The organism is Mesorhizobium sp. M2A.F.Ca.ET.043.02.1.1 (assembly GCF_003952405.1).
Classification (GTDB): domain Bacteria; phylum Pseudomonadota; class Alphaproteobacteria; order Rhizobiales; family Rhizobiaceae; genus Mesorhizobium.
Window position 1 is genome coordinate 3,135,223 of record NZ_CP034445.1, and the last position, 15,219, is coordinate 3,150,441.

Sequence of the window (15,219 nt, forward strand, 5' to 3'; positions counted from 1 at the left end):
GGGAGGATTTCAATGCGCACGACACTGACCTGCGCCGCGCTGTTGCTTGCCCTGGGTTCAGGCCCGGCGCTGGCGCAGTCCGGCGAGATCACCATCTGGAGCTGGAACATCGCCGCTTCGTCGCTGAAGTCGACGGTCGAGGGCTTCAACAAGAAATATCCCGACATCAAGGTCACGGTTCAGGACCTCGGCAACCAGCCGACCTATGACAAGTCGATCGCCGGCTGCGCCGCCGGCGGCGTCGGACTGCCCGACATCGTCACGATCGAGAACGGCGAGGCCGAGAACTACTGGAGCCAGTTCCCGGACTGCTTCGTCGACCTGCACACGCTGGGCTACACCGCCGAAGACCAGAAGAAATTCCCCGATTTCAAGCGCACCGAGCTCGAGGTCGGCGACAAGGCCTATGCCATGCCATGGGATTCCGGCCCGGTCGCCGTCTTCTACCGCCGCGACTTCTACGAGAAGGCAGGCGTCGATCCGGCCTCGATCAAGACCTGGGACGATTTCATCGCCGCCGGCAAGAAGATCCAGGCCGCCAATCCCGGCGTGTCGATGACCAATGCCGATTTCAACGGCGACACCGAATTTTTCCGCATGATCTCCAACGAGCAGGGCTGCGCCTATTTCGCCGAGGACGGCCAGTCGATCACCGTGGCCGAGCCGAAATGCGTCGACGCCATGACCAAGGTCAAGGAGATGAAGGACGCCGGCATCGTGTCGTCGGCCGACTGGTCGACCAAGATCACCAATAACACCGCCGGCACCGTCGCCACCCAGGTCTATGGCGGCTGGTATGAAGGCACGATCCGCACCGAATCGCCGAAGGAAAGCGGCAAATGGGGCGTCTATCTGATGCCGAGCCTGACCGCCGACGGCCCGCGCGCCGCCAATCTCGGCGGCTCGTCGCTGGCCATCACATCGGCCTCGAAGAACAAGGAAGCGGCCTACGCCTATCTGAAATACACGCTGGGGACCAACGACGGCCAGATCACCATGCTGAAGGATTTCGGCCTGGTGCCGTCGCTGGTCTCTGCCCTCGACGATCCCTACGCCGCGCAGGGCCAGGAATATTGGGGCGGCCAGCCGGTCTGGAAGGATATCCTCTCCACGCTGCCCAAGGTGGTGCCGAGCCGCGGCACCCAGTTCCAGAGCGACGCCGAGATAATCGTCCGCGCCGTGCAGACCAAATATCTGGCCAACGGCTATCCCGACGCCAAGGCCGCGCTCGACGACGCCGCCAAGCAGATCGCCGCGGCGACGGGCCTGCCGGTGAAGTAAGCGCGCCTTGCCTTCCACCCTTGTGGGGGAAGGTGGCTTGGCGCGCAGCGCCAAGACGGATGAGGGGTGCTCCAGGGAATGCCAACGTCTCGCTCCGCTGGAACACCCTTCATCCGGCCGCTGCGCGGCCACCTTCTCCCACAAGGGGAGAAGGAAAACACAAAGAAAGGAGGAAGCCGATGCGCACTCAGAACGCCACCGCGTACCGCTTCCTCACGCCTTACCTCTTGATCTTCGCCGTCTTCTGGATCTGGCCGATCATCTCGTCCTTCCTGATCTCCTTCCAGGCGACGCGGACCGTGCCGTGGCGTTTCGCGCCGGCCTTCAACTGGGGCCGCCTGATCGGCGACCCCGCCTTCTACAATGCGCTGAAGAACACACTGCTGATCCTGGTCATCCAGGTGCCGGTGATGATTGCGCTGGCGATCGTCATGGCGGTGCTTCTGAATTCGCCGCTCTTGAAGGCGCGAGGCCTCTATCGCTTCGCCTTCTTCGCCCCGGTCGTGGTCGGCGAGGTCGCCTATTCGGCCGCCTTTCGCCTGATGTTCAGCCTCGATTTCGGCATCGTCAACAAGCTGCTCAACAGCGTCGGCCTGCCCAAGGTCGATTGGTTCTCCAACGTCACGCCGGCCATGGCGTTGATCATGATCGCCGTGACCTGGCGCTGGGCCGGCTACAACGCCATCATCATCCTCGCCGGCCTGCAGTCCATTCCGGAGGACGTCTACGAGGCGGCGACGCTCGACCGCGTCAGCAAGGTGAAGCAGTTCTTCCACATAACCTTGCCGCTGTTGAAGCCCGTCATCGTCTTTTGCGCCGTGCTGTCGATCATCGGCACCATGCAGCTCTTCACCGAGCCGTTTCTGATCACCGAACGCGGCGGCCCCGGCGGTGGGACCGAGACGCTCGGCCTGCTGCTCTACCGCCAGGGCTTTCGCTCGCTCAATTTCGGCTACGCCTCGGCCGTCGCCTACACCATGGCGGGCCTCGCCATCGCCATCACTTTGGTGCAGCTCTGGCTGATGAGGGAGCCGAAATGACCTCTCGCTCGCAGGCAAGGCTCGGCCGCAGCATCCTGCTGCATCTCTTCCTGACGCCGCTGGCGCTGATCTGGCTGTTCCCGCTGTGGATGATGGTGGTGTTCTCCACCATGCCCGACAACGGCATCTTCAGCCCCGGCATCGAGCTTCTGCCGCATGACGGCTTCATCGACAATTTCAACAATCTGCAGCGCGACACCAATTTCGTCGGCGCCATCGGCATCTCGGTCTCGGTGGCTGTGACCTACACCGTGCTTTCGGTGCTGCTCACCTCGATGGCCGGCTGGGCGCTGGCGCGGTACGAGTTCCACGGCAAGGGCGCGGTGGTGGCGATCATCTTCGGAACCATCACGCTTCCCTACGCGGTGGTGCTCATCCCGCAATTCATCATGGTGGCGCGCGACTTCGCTTTGGCCAACACCTGGATCGCGCTGATCGTGCCGCCGCTGTTCAATTCACTCGGCGTGCTCTTCATGCGCCAGGCTTTCTCGATGATGCCCGCCGAACTGTTCGACGCCGCGCGGGTGGAAGGCGTCAAGGAATGGCGCATCTTCCTGTTCGTGGCGCTGCCTTTGGCCCGCCCGATGCTGGCGGCGCTTGCGATCATCCTCTTCCTCGCCTCGTGGAACAATTATCTCTGGCCGCTGCTGATCAACAGCCAGCCCGGCGCGATGACGGCGCCGGTGGCGCTCGGCACGCTGATCGGCCTGACCAAGGTTTCCTGGGGCGGCATCATGGCCGGCGCCGTGATGCTGACGGTTCCGATGCTCATCGTCTTCGTGCTGTTGCAGCGTCATTTCATCGCCGGCATCGCCGCCGGCGCGGTCAAATAGGAAAGAAGCGCGATGGCCGCCGTCACCCTTACCAATGTCATAAAACGCTTCGGCTCCTTCGAGGTCGTCCACGGCGCCAACATCGATATCGCCGACGGGGAGTTCGTCGTCTTCGTCGGCCCGTCCGGCTGCGGCAAGTCCACTTTGCTCCGAATGATCGCCGGGCTGGAGGATATCAGCGGCGGCGACATCGCCATCGGCGGCAAGGTGATGAACGATGTCGAGGCGGCCGACCGCGGCATCGCCATGGTGTTCCAATCCTACGCGCTCTACCCGCATATGACGGTCGAGCAGAACCTCTCCTTCGGTCTCCGCATGAACGGCAACCCGAAGGCCGACACCGATCGCCGCGTGAAACGCGCCGCCGAGATCCTGCGCATCGACGAATTGATGCAGCGCCGGCCGAAGCAGCTCTCCGGCGGCCAGCGCCAGCGCGTCGCCATCGGCCGCGCCATCGTGCGCGAGCCGCAGGTTTTTCTCTTCGACGAGCCGCTGTCCAATCTCGACGCCGAGCTCAGGGTGCAGATGCGGGTCGAGATCTCGCGCCTGCACAAGGAGCTCGGCGTCACCATGATCTATGTGACGCACGACCAGACCGAGGCGATGACGCTGGCCGATCGCATCGTCGTGCTGAAGGCCGGCGATGTCGAGCAGATCGGCGCGCCGCTCGACCTCTATGACGATCCAGCCAACCGATTCGTAGCCGGCTTCATCGGCTCGCCGAAGATGAATTTCCTCAGCGCCAAAGTCGTCGATACGTCGAACAGCGCCGCGATCATCGAGTTGGTCAATCATGGCGGCGCACGATTGCGCAAGCCGCTCCGCGAGGCTTTTCCCGCCATCGGCGCCGAAATTGTGCTCGGCGTCAGGCCGGAGCATTTCTTCGAGGCCGGCGAGGGCGATTGCGACATTCCGGTCAAGGCCGACGTCGCCGAGCATCTTGGTTCCGTGAGCTATGTCTACGCCAACGCGGGGCCCGAGGAGCTGATCGTCAAGCGCGAGGCCTCGCGCCAGCGCGCCGGCGGCGATCATTTCACCGTTTCGATCAAGGCCGAGCGTTCGCTGCTTTTCGACAAATCAGGCGCGAGGATTCGCTGACTTTCTTTTCCGCCCGATCCCCAAGGCGTGGCGGCGACCCATGGAGAATTCGACATGACATCTGGAAAAATCCGCTGGGGCATCCTCGGGCCCGGCAGCATCGCCAAGTCTTTTGCCGGCGGCGTGAAAGGATCGCGCACCGGCACGCTTGAGGCGCTCGGCGCCCGCAACCCTGCCAAGCCAGGCCTGGCGCAAGTCTTTCCGGGCGCGCGCATCCTCGACGGCTATGACGCGCTGCTCGCAGACAGCCAGGTCGACGCCGTCTACATTTCGATTCCGCATCCCGGCCACGCCGAATGGGCGATCAAGGCGGCCGAGGCCGGCAAGCATGTGTTGTGCGAGAAGCCGCTGGCGCTCACCGCTTTCGAAGCCGACGCCATGATGCACGCCGCGCGCAAGGCCGGCACCTTCCTGGGCGAAGCCTTCATGTACCGGCTGCACCCGCAGACACGCCAGCTGGTCGAGCTGATCAAGTCGGGCGCCATCGGCGAAGTGCGCATGATCAAGTCGAGTTTTGGTTTCGCCATGCCGGGCTTCATGCCCGAGCACCGGCTCTATGCCAACGACCTCGCCGGCGGCGGCATCCTCGATGTCGGCGGCTATCCTGTCTCGATGGCGCGGCTGATCGCCGGCGCCGCCACGGGCCAGCCCTTTGCCGAACCCGACAAGGTCCTGGGCGCGGCCCATCTCGGCCAATCCGGCGTCGATGAATGGGCTTCCGCCTTGCTGCACTTTGCCGGCGGCATCGTCGCCGAAATCTCCTGCAGCATCTCGCTCGACCAGGACAATGTGCTGCGCATTTTCGGCACCAAGGGCCGGATCGAGGTGCCCGATTTCTGGTTCGCCGGCGGCGCACGCGATGTCGGGCCGGGCCGGATCGAGGTGATCCAGTCCGGGGCAGCTCGCGAGGTGATCAGCCTTGACGAGACACGTCACCTCTACTCCTTCGAGGTCGATGCCGCGGGCGAAGCAATCCAGGCAGGCAGGCAGGAATTCGCCTGGCCGGGCATGTCCTGGGCCGACAGCCTCGGCACGCTGCGCGTCCTCGACAAGTGGCGCGCCGCCGTCGGTCTCGAATACGAGATCGAAAAGCCGGCTAAGCGCCTCAACACCATATCCGGCCGGCCGCTGCGTACCGACGGCACGGCCATCGGCAAGCGCGTCCTCCCCAGCCTGCCGAAACCCGTCTCGCTTCTGGCGCTCGGCTTCGAGGATTTCCGCAGCTTCTCCTCCGGCTCGATCCTGCTCGACGCCTATTTCGAGGCCGGCGGCAATCTGTTCGACACCGGCTTTGTCTATGGCGGCGGCTACACCGAGACGCTGCTCGGGCAGTGGCTTAAGAATCGCGGCGTGCGCGAAAAATCGGTCATCATAGCCAAGGGTGCGCATTCGCCGCTCTGCTATCCCGATGTGATCGGCAAGCAACTCGCCCAGTCGCTCGACCGGCTGCAGACCGATCATATCGACATCTATTTCATGCATCGCGACAATCCGGACGTGCCGGTCGGCGAATTCGTCGACGCGATGGACGCGGAGGCCAGGGCCGGCCGCATCCGCGGCCTGTTCGGCGGCTCCAACTGGACGATGGAGCGCATGGACGAAGCGATTGCCTATGCCGAGAAGAACGGCAGGCAGAAGCCCGGCGCGCTCTCCAACAATTTCTCGCTGGCCGAAATGCTGGAGCCGATCTGGGCCGGCTGCGTCACCTCCTCGACCGATGCGTGGAAGGCCTGGCTGACGGCGCGGCAGATGCCGAACTTCGCCTGGTCGAGCCAGGGCCGCGGCTTCTTCACCGACCGCGCCGGCCGCGACCGGACTGACAATGAGGAGCTGGTGCGGGTCTGGTACTCGGAAAGGAATTTCGCCCGCCGCGACCGGGCGATCGAGCTGGCCCGAAAACTCGGCAAAAGCCCGATCCATGTCGCGCTGGCCTACGTGCTGGCGCAGCCCTTCCCGTCGGTCCCGCTGATCGGCCCGCGCACGCTGGACGAGCTGGAGGACAGCCTCAGGGCGCTCGATATCAAGCTGACGCCGGAGGATGTGGCGTGGCTGGACGAGGGGGCGGAGAGGAGGAGGGCTTAGGGGGAAAATCAGGGGCGTCGCGTTCCTTCGCCCCCCTCTCTGCCCTGCCGGGCATCTCCCCCTCAAGGGGGGAGATTGGCAGCTTCAGCGCCGGCGCTCCCTTTGCAACGTTGGCGATTAGCGAAAGCCGGCGCCACATCTGATCTCCCCCCTTGAGGGGGTTGAGGAGCGGTCCGCGCAGCGGACGGGAAGCCAATTGCTTGGCTTTCCGAGCGACGAAAGCCGGCAGGACAGAGAGGGGGGCCTCGCGCCGGCGCATTGAAATGAGTCCCCTCTCACCGATCCACCCGCGTCGACAGGATGATCGACGACGAGGTCCGCTCCACCCCATCCATCGCTCCGATCTTGTCGAGCAGCGCGTCGAGGTCGCGGATCGACGGCGCGTCGACGATGACGATCATGTCGAAATTGCCGCTCACCGAATGCACCGTCCGCACCGGCGGCATCGCTTCCAGGCTGCGCACCACCTTGTCGGCGAGTTTCGGCGTGACGGTGAGCAGCACATGCGCCTTGACCAGCCCCTGCTCATAGTCGGGCGACAGCCGCACCCCATAGCCGGCGATGATGCCGCGCTGCTCCAGCCGCTCGATGCGGCTCTGCACCGTGGTGCGCGATACGCCGAGCTGGCGCGCGAGCTCGGCGGTCGAGGCCCGCGCGTTGGCGCGCAGCAAAGTGAGCAGGCCCTGTTCGGCTTGAGTGAGCATTTCGACGAAACCTTTCGGCAAATCGCTTAAAGTTCAGCGTCATATTGCCAGATTCCACGCTTCCTTTCGACAGGCAAGCTGCAATGATTTTCGCCAAATCGAATTGGCCCAAATCAGGATTGCAGGGGGAATTGATCATGAAGAACATCGTTGTCGTCGGCGCCGGCAAGATCGGCTCGACCATCGCCGAAATGCTGAGCGCCACGGGCGACTACCGCGTCACGCTTGTCGACCGCTCGGCCGCCCAGCTCGCCGCCGCCGAATTGCCGGCCGGCGTCGCGACGCAGGAGCTCGACATCGCCGCCGCCGGCAAACTGGAAAAGATCCTCGCCGGCAAGTTCGCCGTGCTGAGCGCCGCGCCCTTCCACCTCACCACCCGCATCGCCGAGGCGGCCGCCGCCGCCGGTGTGCACTATCTCGACCTCACCGAGGACGTCGTCTCGACCCGCCGCGTCAAGGAACTGGCGCGCAGTGTGAAAAACGCCTTCATCCCGCAATGCGGCCTGGCGCCGGGCTTCATCTCGATCGTCGCCAACGACCTCGCCAGCCGCTTCGACACGCTGGAAAGCGTTCGCATGCGCGTCGGCGCGCTGCCGCAATATCCGTCCAATGCGCTGAACTACAACCTTACCTGGAGCACCGACGGCGTCATCAACGAATATTGCGAGCCCTGCGAGGCGATCGTCGAGGGCGAGCTGATCGAAGTGCCGCCGCTGGAGGAGCGCGAGGAATTCTCGCTCGACGGCGTCACCTATGAGGCCTTCAACACCTCCGGCGGGCTCGGCACTCTGGCCGAGACGCTGAAGGGCAAGGTGCGCACGCTGAACTACCGCACCATCCGCTATCCCGGCCACGCCGCGATCATGAAGGCGCTGCTCAACGATTTGGGACTGCGCCACCGCCGCGACGTGCTGAAGGACATTTTCGAAAGCGCCCTGCCTTCGACGCTGCAGGACGTGGTCATCGTCTTCGTCACCGTCTCTGGCCGCCGCAACGGCCGCCTGCTGCAGGAGACCTACGCCAATAAGATCTATTCGCACCGCGTCGGCAACATCGTGCGCAGCGCCATCCAGATCACCACAGCGTCGGGCATCTGCGCCGTGCTCGACATGCTGGCCGACGGCTCGCTGCCGGCGAACGGTTTCGTGCGCCAGGAAGACATCGCTCTCGACGCCTTCCTCGCCAACCGCTTCGGCCGGGCTTATGCCCAGCACGAGATGGTAAGCCGGCTGGCGGGGTGAGTCTCCCACCCTCCCCCTTGTGGGGAGGGTCGGCGCGCAGCGCCGGGGAGGGGGCAGCGCCCTACGAGAACCCCCACCCCGCTCCGCTTCGCGGATCGACCCTCCCCACAAGGGGGAGGGTAAGGAGCTCAAATATGCAGCGCGTGGCCCAGCGCCTTCAGCGCCGCTTCCTGGAAACCCTCGCCCTGCGTCGGATGCGCGTGGATCGTGCCGGCGATATCCTCCAGCCGCGCGCCCATCTCCAGCGCTAGGCCGAAGGCCGCCGACAGTTCGGACACGCCCTGCCCGACCGCCTGGATGCCGAGCACCAGATGATTGTCCGCGCGAGCAACCACGCGGACAAACCCATCCTCGCCCTGTTTCGTCATCGCCCGGCCGTTGGCGGCGAAGGGGAACTGGCCGATCTTGACCTCGCCGGCGAATGCTTTCGCCTCTTCCGGTGACAGGCCCGCGGTGACCAGCTCCGGATCGGTGAAGCAGATTGCGGGAATGGCGCGCTTGTCCCAGCTTCTCTTGTGGCCGGCGACGATCTCGGCCACCATCTCGCCCTGCGCCATCGCCCGATGCGCCAGCATCGGCTCGCCGGTAACGTCGCCGATGGCATAGATGCCGCGCATCGAGCTGCGGCACTGGTCGTCGATGCGGATGAATTTTCCCGTCCTGTCGAGGTCGATCTGGTCCAGCCCCCAGCCCTCGGTGAGCGGCTTGCGCCCGACCGTGACCAAAATCCTGTCGGCAGCGATCTTGGCGCTTTTGCCGTCCGCCGTCTCGGCCAGCAGCGCATCGCCCTTGGTCGACAATCCCTTCGCTTTGGCGCCCGTCATGACCTCGACGCCAAGCTCGCCAAGCCGCTTCAGCACGGGCCGCGTCAGCTCGGCATCATATTGCGCAAGCACGCGCGGCAACGCTTCGACCACCGTGACCTTGGCGCCCATCCTAGCGAAGGCCATGCCGAGCTCGAGCCCGATATAGCCGCCGCCGACGACCGCGAGCTTCTTCGGCAAATCGCTTAGCGCCAGCGCCTCGGTGGACGAAATCACAGGTCCCCCGAAAGGCAGGAACGGCAGCTCGACCGGCGCCGAGCCGGTGGCGATCACCACGGTCTCGGCGCGGATGACCTGCGTGCCGGTCTCGGTTTCGACCTCGACCGTCTTGCCATCGCGGAACGTCGCCCAGCCCTGCACCGTCTTCACCTTGGCCTTCTTCAACAACCCGGCCACGCCGCTGTTGAGCCGGCTAACGATACCGTCCTTCCAGGCGACGGTTCTTGCGAGGTCCAGCGTCGGCGCGGCGACCTTGATGCCGAGCGGATCCTTGCCGCCGGCCATATGCGCTATTTTCTCGAACTCCTCCGCGGCATGGATCAGCGCCTTGGACGGGATGCAGCCGACATTGAGGCAGGTGCCGCCCGGCTTGCCGGTTTCGACGATCACCGTGTCGACGCCGAGTTGCCCGGCGCGGATGGCGCAGACATAACCGCCCGGCCCGGCGCCGATGACCAGCAGCTTGCAGGAGATTTCTTTCATGGGCTTACGCTCTTCTTGATGGCGAAGGTCGCCGCGCGCCTCCCCCTTCTCCCCTTGTGGGAGAAGGTGGATCGGCGCGCCAGCGCGAGACGGATGAGGAGTGTTCCAGCGGAGTGAGGCGCTGGCTTTCCCTGGAGACCCCCTCATCCGGCCGCTTCGCGGCCACCTTCTCCCCGAGGGGAGAAGAGGACAGCGGAGTCGCCGGCGACCACCTCTCCCCTCGGGGAGAGGTCGGATTGCCCCGAATTGCCCTTCGCAATTCGACTGGGAATCCGGGTGAGGGGGTCTTTGCGACCGTTGTCATTTTCAATCCACGAAAATCAGCGCTGGCGTTTCCAGCAGAGCCTTGATGCGCTGCACGAACACCGCGGCATCCCAGCCGTCGATGACGCGGTGGTCGAAGCTGGACGACAGGTTCATCATCTTGCGTGGGATGAACTGCGTGCCGTCCCACACCGGCCGCACCATCATCTTGTTGACGCCGATGATCGCCACTTCCGGATAGTTGATGACCGGCGTGGTCGCCACGCCGCCCATGGCGCCGAGCGAGGTGATGGTGATGGTCGAGCCGGACAGCTCCTCGCGGCTCGCCGTGCCGGCCTTGGCCGCATCGGCCAGCCGGTTGACTTCCGCAGCGCTGTCCCACAGGTCACGCGCCTCCGCATGTTTCACCACCGGCACCACCAGCCCGTTCGGCGTCTGCGCGGCGATGCCGATATGAATGCCCTCATGCTGGTGTATGATCCCGGCCTCGTCATCGAACAGTGAATTGAGGTTGGGCTGCTCGGCGATCGCCTTGACCATCGCCCGCATCAGGAAGGGCAGCAGCGTCAGCTTCGGGCGATCGGCGCGCTTCTCCTTGTTCAACGTCGCGCGCAATTCCTCCAATGCCGAGACGTCGATCTCCTCGACATAGGTGATGTGCGGGATGCGCGATTTCGCCAGCGACATCTTCTCGGCGATCTTGCGCCTGAGCCCGACGACCTTGATGTCTTCGACGCCGTCCTTGGGAGCAAGCCTGCTGGCGCGCGCAACCTGCGGGCCGCGTGCCACAAACGCGTCGATGTCTTCATGGCTGATGCGCCCGGCCGGACCGCTGCCCGGAACCTGGCGCAGATCGATGCCGGCTTCCTTCGCTCGCAGCCGCACGGCCGGCGAGGCCAGCGGCCTCTCGCCTTCCGCGCGCGGCGCGCCGGAAACGGCAGCAGGGCGCGCGGCCCTCGGCGCTGCGGCTGGCGAAACCTTAGCCGGCGGATCGGCTGGCTTTGGCGCCGCTTTCGGCATGTCCGGTGCCGGCGCTGGTTTTGGCTCGGCCGACGCGGCGGGCGCCTTCTCTTCCGGCACGGCCTGGGCGGCCGCCTTCACATTGCCTTCGCCGGCCACCTTCAGCCGCACGATCGGCGAGCCGATCGCCACCGTGTCGCCGATCTCGGCGCCCAGCCAAAGGATCTCGCCGTCGACCGGCGACGGGATCTCGACGGTTGCCTTGTCGGTCATGACGGCGGCGAGGACCGTGTCCTCGCGCACAAGGTCGCCAACCTTGACGTGCCACTCGACAAGCTCGGCCTCGGCGACGCCTTCGCCGACATCGGGAAGCTTGATGACGTGTTCGCCCATCTCAGGCCCCCTTAAGCATCCAACGTTTCGAGCAAGGCGCGGCCGACCCGCGCCGGGCCGGGGAAATAGTCCCATTCCTGCGCGTGCGGGTAGGGCGTGTCCCAGCCGGCGACCCGCGCCACCGGCGCTTCCAGATGATAGAAGCAGTTCTCCTGGACCAGCGAGACCAGCTCGGCGCCGAAGCCGGAAGTCAGCGTCGCTTCATGCACGACGACACAGCGTCCGGTCTTCTTCACCGAGGCGACGATCGTGTCGAGGTCGAGCGGCAGCAGCGTCCTGAGATCGATCACCTCGGCGTCGATGCCGGTCTCCTCGGCCGCGGCCTGCGCGACATAGACCATCGTTCCATAAGCGAGCACGGTGACGGCCGAACCCTGGCGGCGGATCGCCGCCTTGCCGAGCGGGATGGTGTAATGGCCGTCGGCGACCTCGCCGAGCTCATGCTTCGACCAGGGCGTCACCGGCTTGTCGTGATGGCCGTCGAAGGGCCCATTATAGAGCCGCTTCGGCTCGAGGAAGATCACCGGGTCCGGATCCTCGATCGCCGCGATCAGCAACCCCTTGGCGTCATGCGGATTGGACGGCACGATCACCTTCAGGCCGGAGACATGGGTGAACAGCGCTTCCGGACTTTGGCTGTGCGTCTGGCCGCCGAAAATGCCGCCGCCGGTCGGCATGCGCACCACGATCGGGCAGGTGAAATCGCCATTCGAACGGTAACGCAGCCGCGCCGCCTCCGAGACGATCTGGTCGTAGGCCGGATAAACATAGTCGGCAAACTGCACCTCGACACAGGGTTTCAACCCGTAGGCGGCCATGCCGATGGCCGAACCGACGATGCCGGATTCGCTGATCGGCGCGTCGAAGCAGCGGCTCTTGCCGTATTTGGCCTGCAGGCCCTGCGTGGCGCGGAACACGCCGCCGAAGAAGCCGACATCCTCGCCATAGACGATGACTTTGTTGTCGCGTTCCATCGACACGTCCATGGCGTCGCGGATCGCCTCGATCATGGTACGCCTGGGCATGATCAGACCCCTGCCTGCTGGCGCTGGCGCCTGAGATGCGGAGGCATCTCGGCATAGACGCCCTCGAACATGTCGCGGGTCGACGGCTTTCCGCCGGCATGCAGCGTGCCGTGGCCCTCGGCCTCCTTCTGCGCTGCGATCACCGTTTCGAGGATCTCGGCCTCCGACTGGGTATGGCGATCCTCGGACCAGACGCCCTTCTGGATAAGGTGGTTCTTCAGCCGGATAACCGGATCGCCGAGCGGCCAGGCGTCGGACTCGGCTTTCGGCCGGTAGGCCGACGGATCGTCGGACGTCGAATGCGCACCGACGCGGTAGGTGACATATTCGACCAGCGTCGGTCCGAGATTGGCGCGCGCCCGTTCGACCGCCCATTTCGCCACGGCGTGCACGGCGAGGTAGTCGTTGCCGTCGACGCGCAGCGAAGGAATGCCGAAGCCGAGGCCGCGCGCGGCGAACGTGCCGGAGCCACCGCGGGCGATACCCTGGAAGGTCGAGATCGCCCACTGGTTGTTGACGACATTGAGCACGACAGGAGCCTTGTAGGTCGAGGCGAAAACCAGCGCCGCGTGAAAATCGGACTCCGCCGTCGAGCCGTCGCCTATCCAGGCGGCGGCAATGCGCGAATCGTTGGAGATCGCCGAGGCCATCGCCCAGCCGACCGCCTGGATATATTGCGTCGCCAGATTGCCCGAGATCGAGAAGAAGCCATGCTCCTTCGAGGAATACATCACCGGCAGTTGCCGGCCCTTCAGCGGATCGGCCTCGTTGGAGTAGATCTGGTTCATCATCGTGACCATCGGATAGCCGTCGGCGATGAGAAGGCCGGCTTGCCGGTAGGTCGGGAAATTCATGTCGCCCGGCTTGAGCGCCTTGCGAAACGCGCAGCTCACCGCTTCCTCGCCAAGATGCTGCATGTAGAAGGAGGTCTTGCCCTGGCGCTGCGCCATCTGCATGCGCGCGTCGAAGGTCCGAAGCGTCATCATATGGCGCAGGCCTTCGAGCAGTTCCTGGTCGCTGAGCAGCCCCGCCCACGGCCCGACCGCTTCGCCGGCGCGGTTGAGCACGCGGATGATGGAGAAAGCCATGTCGCGGATGGTGCGCGGATCGACGTCGATCTCGGGACGCGGCACCGAGCCGGCCTTGGGAATGGTCACATTGGAGAAGTCGGGCGTACCGCCGGGCCGCACCTCGGGCTCGGGCACATGAAAGCGCAACATTCCAGCATCGGCCATGAGCTCACATCCTCCAATGTTGCCGGTGCGATCTTTGCACATCCGCGCCGCCAGACCAGTGCCAATTCGCCGGATCTGGGCAGGGCCTTCCTCCCGGCGCCGGCCTTAGCAAGCCGATGCGACGCGCAGGCTCAAGATGCAGATATGGCGACGAAATTTCTTGTCGATGTTTTCGCGCCCCGCGCAATTTGGCGGAAGTTTGCGAGGCGATTGGAGCCAGAAAAGGTAATTGGGAGGTGGAGACCGCGCCGCCTTCCCTTCTCCCCCTTGTGGGAGAAGGTGGATCGGCGCGCAGCGCCGAGACGGATGAGGGGTGTTCCAGCGGAGTGAGAACGCTGGCATTCCCTGGAGCACCCCTCATCCGGCCGCTGCGCGGCCACCTTCTCCCGCAAGGGGAGAAGGAGATGGCGCTGGTTCCCCCGCCCCGCCTCATGCTAACCCACCCCGCATGGCACAGAAGAAAGGATACGAGGTCGATTCGTGGCTGGCGAGGCCTGACCCCTCCATGGGAATCGTCCTGCTTTACGGTCCCGATCGCGGCCTTGTCGCCGAGCGCGCGAAAGCCTTCGCCGCGAAAACCGGCCTGCCGCTCGACGACCCCTTCTCGGTGGTGAAGCTCGACGGCGCCGAGGTCGACCGCGACGAGGGCCGGCTGCTCGACGAGGCTCGCACCGTGCCGATGTTTTCCGACCGGCGGCTGCTTTGGGTGAGAAACGCCAGCGGCCAGAAGGCGCTGGCCGACGACATCAAGGCGCTGACCACCGAGCCCGCCCGCGACGCCGTCATTCTGATCGAGGCGGGCGACCTGAAGAAGGGCACGGGCCTCAGGGCTATCGTCGAGGCCGCCGCCAACGCCATCGCTCTGCCCTGCTATGCCGACGAAGCCCGCGATCTCGACTCGGTGATCGACGACGAATTGCGCAAGGCGGGCATGTCGATGACATTGGAAGCCCGCCAGGCGCTGCGCCGCAATCTCGGCGGCGACCGCCTCGCCTCGCGCGGCGAGATCGAGAAGCTGGTGCTCTATGCGCACGGCCGCAAGGAGATCGGCATCGAGGACATCAACGCGCTGTCCGGCGATGTCTCCGGCGCCTCCTTCGATGCCGCGGTCGACGCCATGCTGGACGGCAGGGTCGGCGATTTCGACATCGCCTTCACCCGTCATTGCCAGTCCGGCGGCCATCCGTTCCTGGTGCTGTCTTCGGCGATGCGGCAGTTGCAGGCGATCCAGGTGATGCGCGGCCAGATGGAGAGCGGCGGCCGCAACGCCGCCTCGGTCGTTGCCGGCGCCCGTCCGCCCGTCTTCTTCTCGCGCCGCAAGCTGGTGGAAAAGACGCTGGAGCGCTGGAACGTCGAGGCACTCGGTCGGGCGCTTAGCCGGCTGCAGACGGCCGTGCTGCAGACGCGCAAGCGGCCGGACCTGGCGGAGGCCTTGGCCAGGCAGGCGCTGCTCGGCATCGCGATCGAAAGCGCGAGATTGGGGCAGAGGTAGGCGATTAGCCGATCTCCCGCTTGTGGGGGAAATGTCCGACAGGAC

General features: G+C 65.2%; 12 protein-coding genes. 7 read left to right on the forward strand and 5 right to left on the reverse strand.

Annotated features, from left to right (window positions below; genetic code table 11):
- Window positions 1–12: 12 nt before the first annotated feature.
- The 5 genes from EJ068_RS14875 (at window position 13) to EJ068_RS14895 (ending at window position 6,334) form a co-directional block, all read left to right on the forward strand.
- Entirely contained in the window at window positions 13–1,281 is a 1,269-nt protein-coding gene (locus tag EJ068_RS14875) for an ABC transporter substrate-binding protein (RefSeq protein WP_127252915.1), read from the forward strand.
- A gap of 179 nt (window positions 1,282–1,460) precedes the next feature.
- Complete coding sequence (locus tag EJ068_RS14880; RefSeq protein ID WP_127252914.1) at window positions 1,461–2,321, forward strand: sugar ABC transporter permease; 861 nt, start codon at window positions 1,461–1,463, stop codon at window positions 2,319–2,321.
- Window positions 2,318–3,154 carry a carbohydrate ABC transporter permease gene (locus tag EJ068_RS14885; RefSeq protein WP_127252913.1) on the forward strand — a complete coding sequence of 279 codons (837 nt, stop codon included), beginning with the start codon at window positions 2,318–2,320 and terminating at the stop codon, window positions 3,152–3,154. The genes EJ068_RS14880 and EJ068_RS14885 overlap by 4 nt, the downstream gene beginning before the upstream one ends.
- Before the next feature lie 12 nt (window positions 3,155–3,166).
- Entirely contained in the window at window positions 3,167–4,252 is a 1,086-nt protein-coding gene (gene ugpC / locus EJ068_RS14890; RefSeq protein ID WP_127252912.1) for a sn-glycerol-3-phosphate ABC transporter ATP-binding protein UgpC, read from the forward strand.
- Between the two features lie 54 nt (window positions 4,253–4,306).
- Window positions 4,307–6,334 (forward strand): aldo/keto reductase, encoded by a 2,028-nt coding sequence (locus EJ068_RS14895; RefSeq protein WP_129554606.1) that lies wholly within the window; start codon window positions 4,307–4,309, stop codon window positions 6,332–6,334.
- Window positions 6,335–6,609: 275 nt separating this feature from the next.
- Here the strand turns inward: EJ068_RS14895 and EJ068_RS14900 are convergent, their stop codons facing one another.
- A complete protein-coding gene (locus tag EJ068_RS14900; protein WP_127253848.1) occupies window positions 6,610–7,038 on the reverse strand; it encodes an Lrp/AsnC family transcriptional regulator in 429 nt (142 codons plus the stop codon).
- 137 nt (window positions 7,039–7,175) lie between these two features.
- Here EJ068_RS14900 and EJ068_RS14905 point away from each other — a divergent pair, with 137 nt between their 5' ends.
- On the forward strand, window positions 7,176–8,279 hold the full coding sequence (locus tag EJ068_RS14905) for a saccharopine dehydrogenase family protein (RefSeq protein WP_127253849.1): 1,104 nt from the start codon (window positions 7,176–7,178) through the stop codon (window positions 8,277–8,279).
- A 128-nt stretch (window positions 8,280–8,407) separates the two neighbouring features.
- Here the strand turns inward: EJ068_RS14905 and lpdA are convergent, their stop codons facing one another.
- From lpdA to EJ068_RS14925, 4 genes are all read right to left on the reverse strand, one after another.
- Entirely contained in the window at window positions 8,408–9,805 is a 1,398-nt protein-coding gene (gene lpdA / locus EJ068_RS14910; RefSeq protein ID WP_129554607.1) for a dihydrolipoyl dehydrogenase, read from the reverse strand.
- A gap of 306 nt (window positions 9,806–10,111) precedes the next feature.
- On the reverse strand, window positions 10,112–11,422 hold the full coding sequence (locus EJ068_RS14915; RefSeq protein ID WP_127253664.1) for a dihydrolipoamide acetyltransferase family protein: 1,311 nt from the start codon (window positions 11,420–11,422) through the stop codon (window positions 10,112–10,114).
- Between the two features lie 11 nt (window positions 11,423–11,433).
- Window positions 11,434–12,447: an alpha-ketoacid dehydrogenase subunit beta gene (locus EJ068_RS14920; protein WP_127253665.1), complete on the reverse strand. Its 1,014-nt coding sequence runs from the start codon at window positions 12,445–12,447 to the stop codon at window positions 11,434–11,436.
- A gap of 2 nt (window positions 12,448–12,449) precedes the next feature.
- A complete protein-coding gene (locus EJ068_RS14925; RefSeq protein WP_127253666.1) occupies window positions 12,450–13,682 on the reverse strand; it encodes a 3-methyl-2-oxobutanoate dehydrogenase (2-methylpropanoyl-transferring) subunit alpha in 1,233 nt (410 codons plus the stop codon).
- Between the two features lie 448 nt (window positions 13,683–14,130).
- Here EJ068_RS14925 and holA point away from each other — a divergent pair, with 448 nt between their 5' ends.
- On the forward strand, window positions 14,131–15,174 hold the full coding sequence (holA, locus tag EJ068_RS14930; protein ID WP_127252947.1) for a DNA polymerase III subunit delta: 1,044 nt from the start codon (window positions 14,131–14,133) through the stop codon (window positions 15,172–15,174).
- Window positions 15,175–15,219 lie beyond the last annotated feature (45 nt).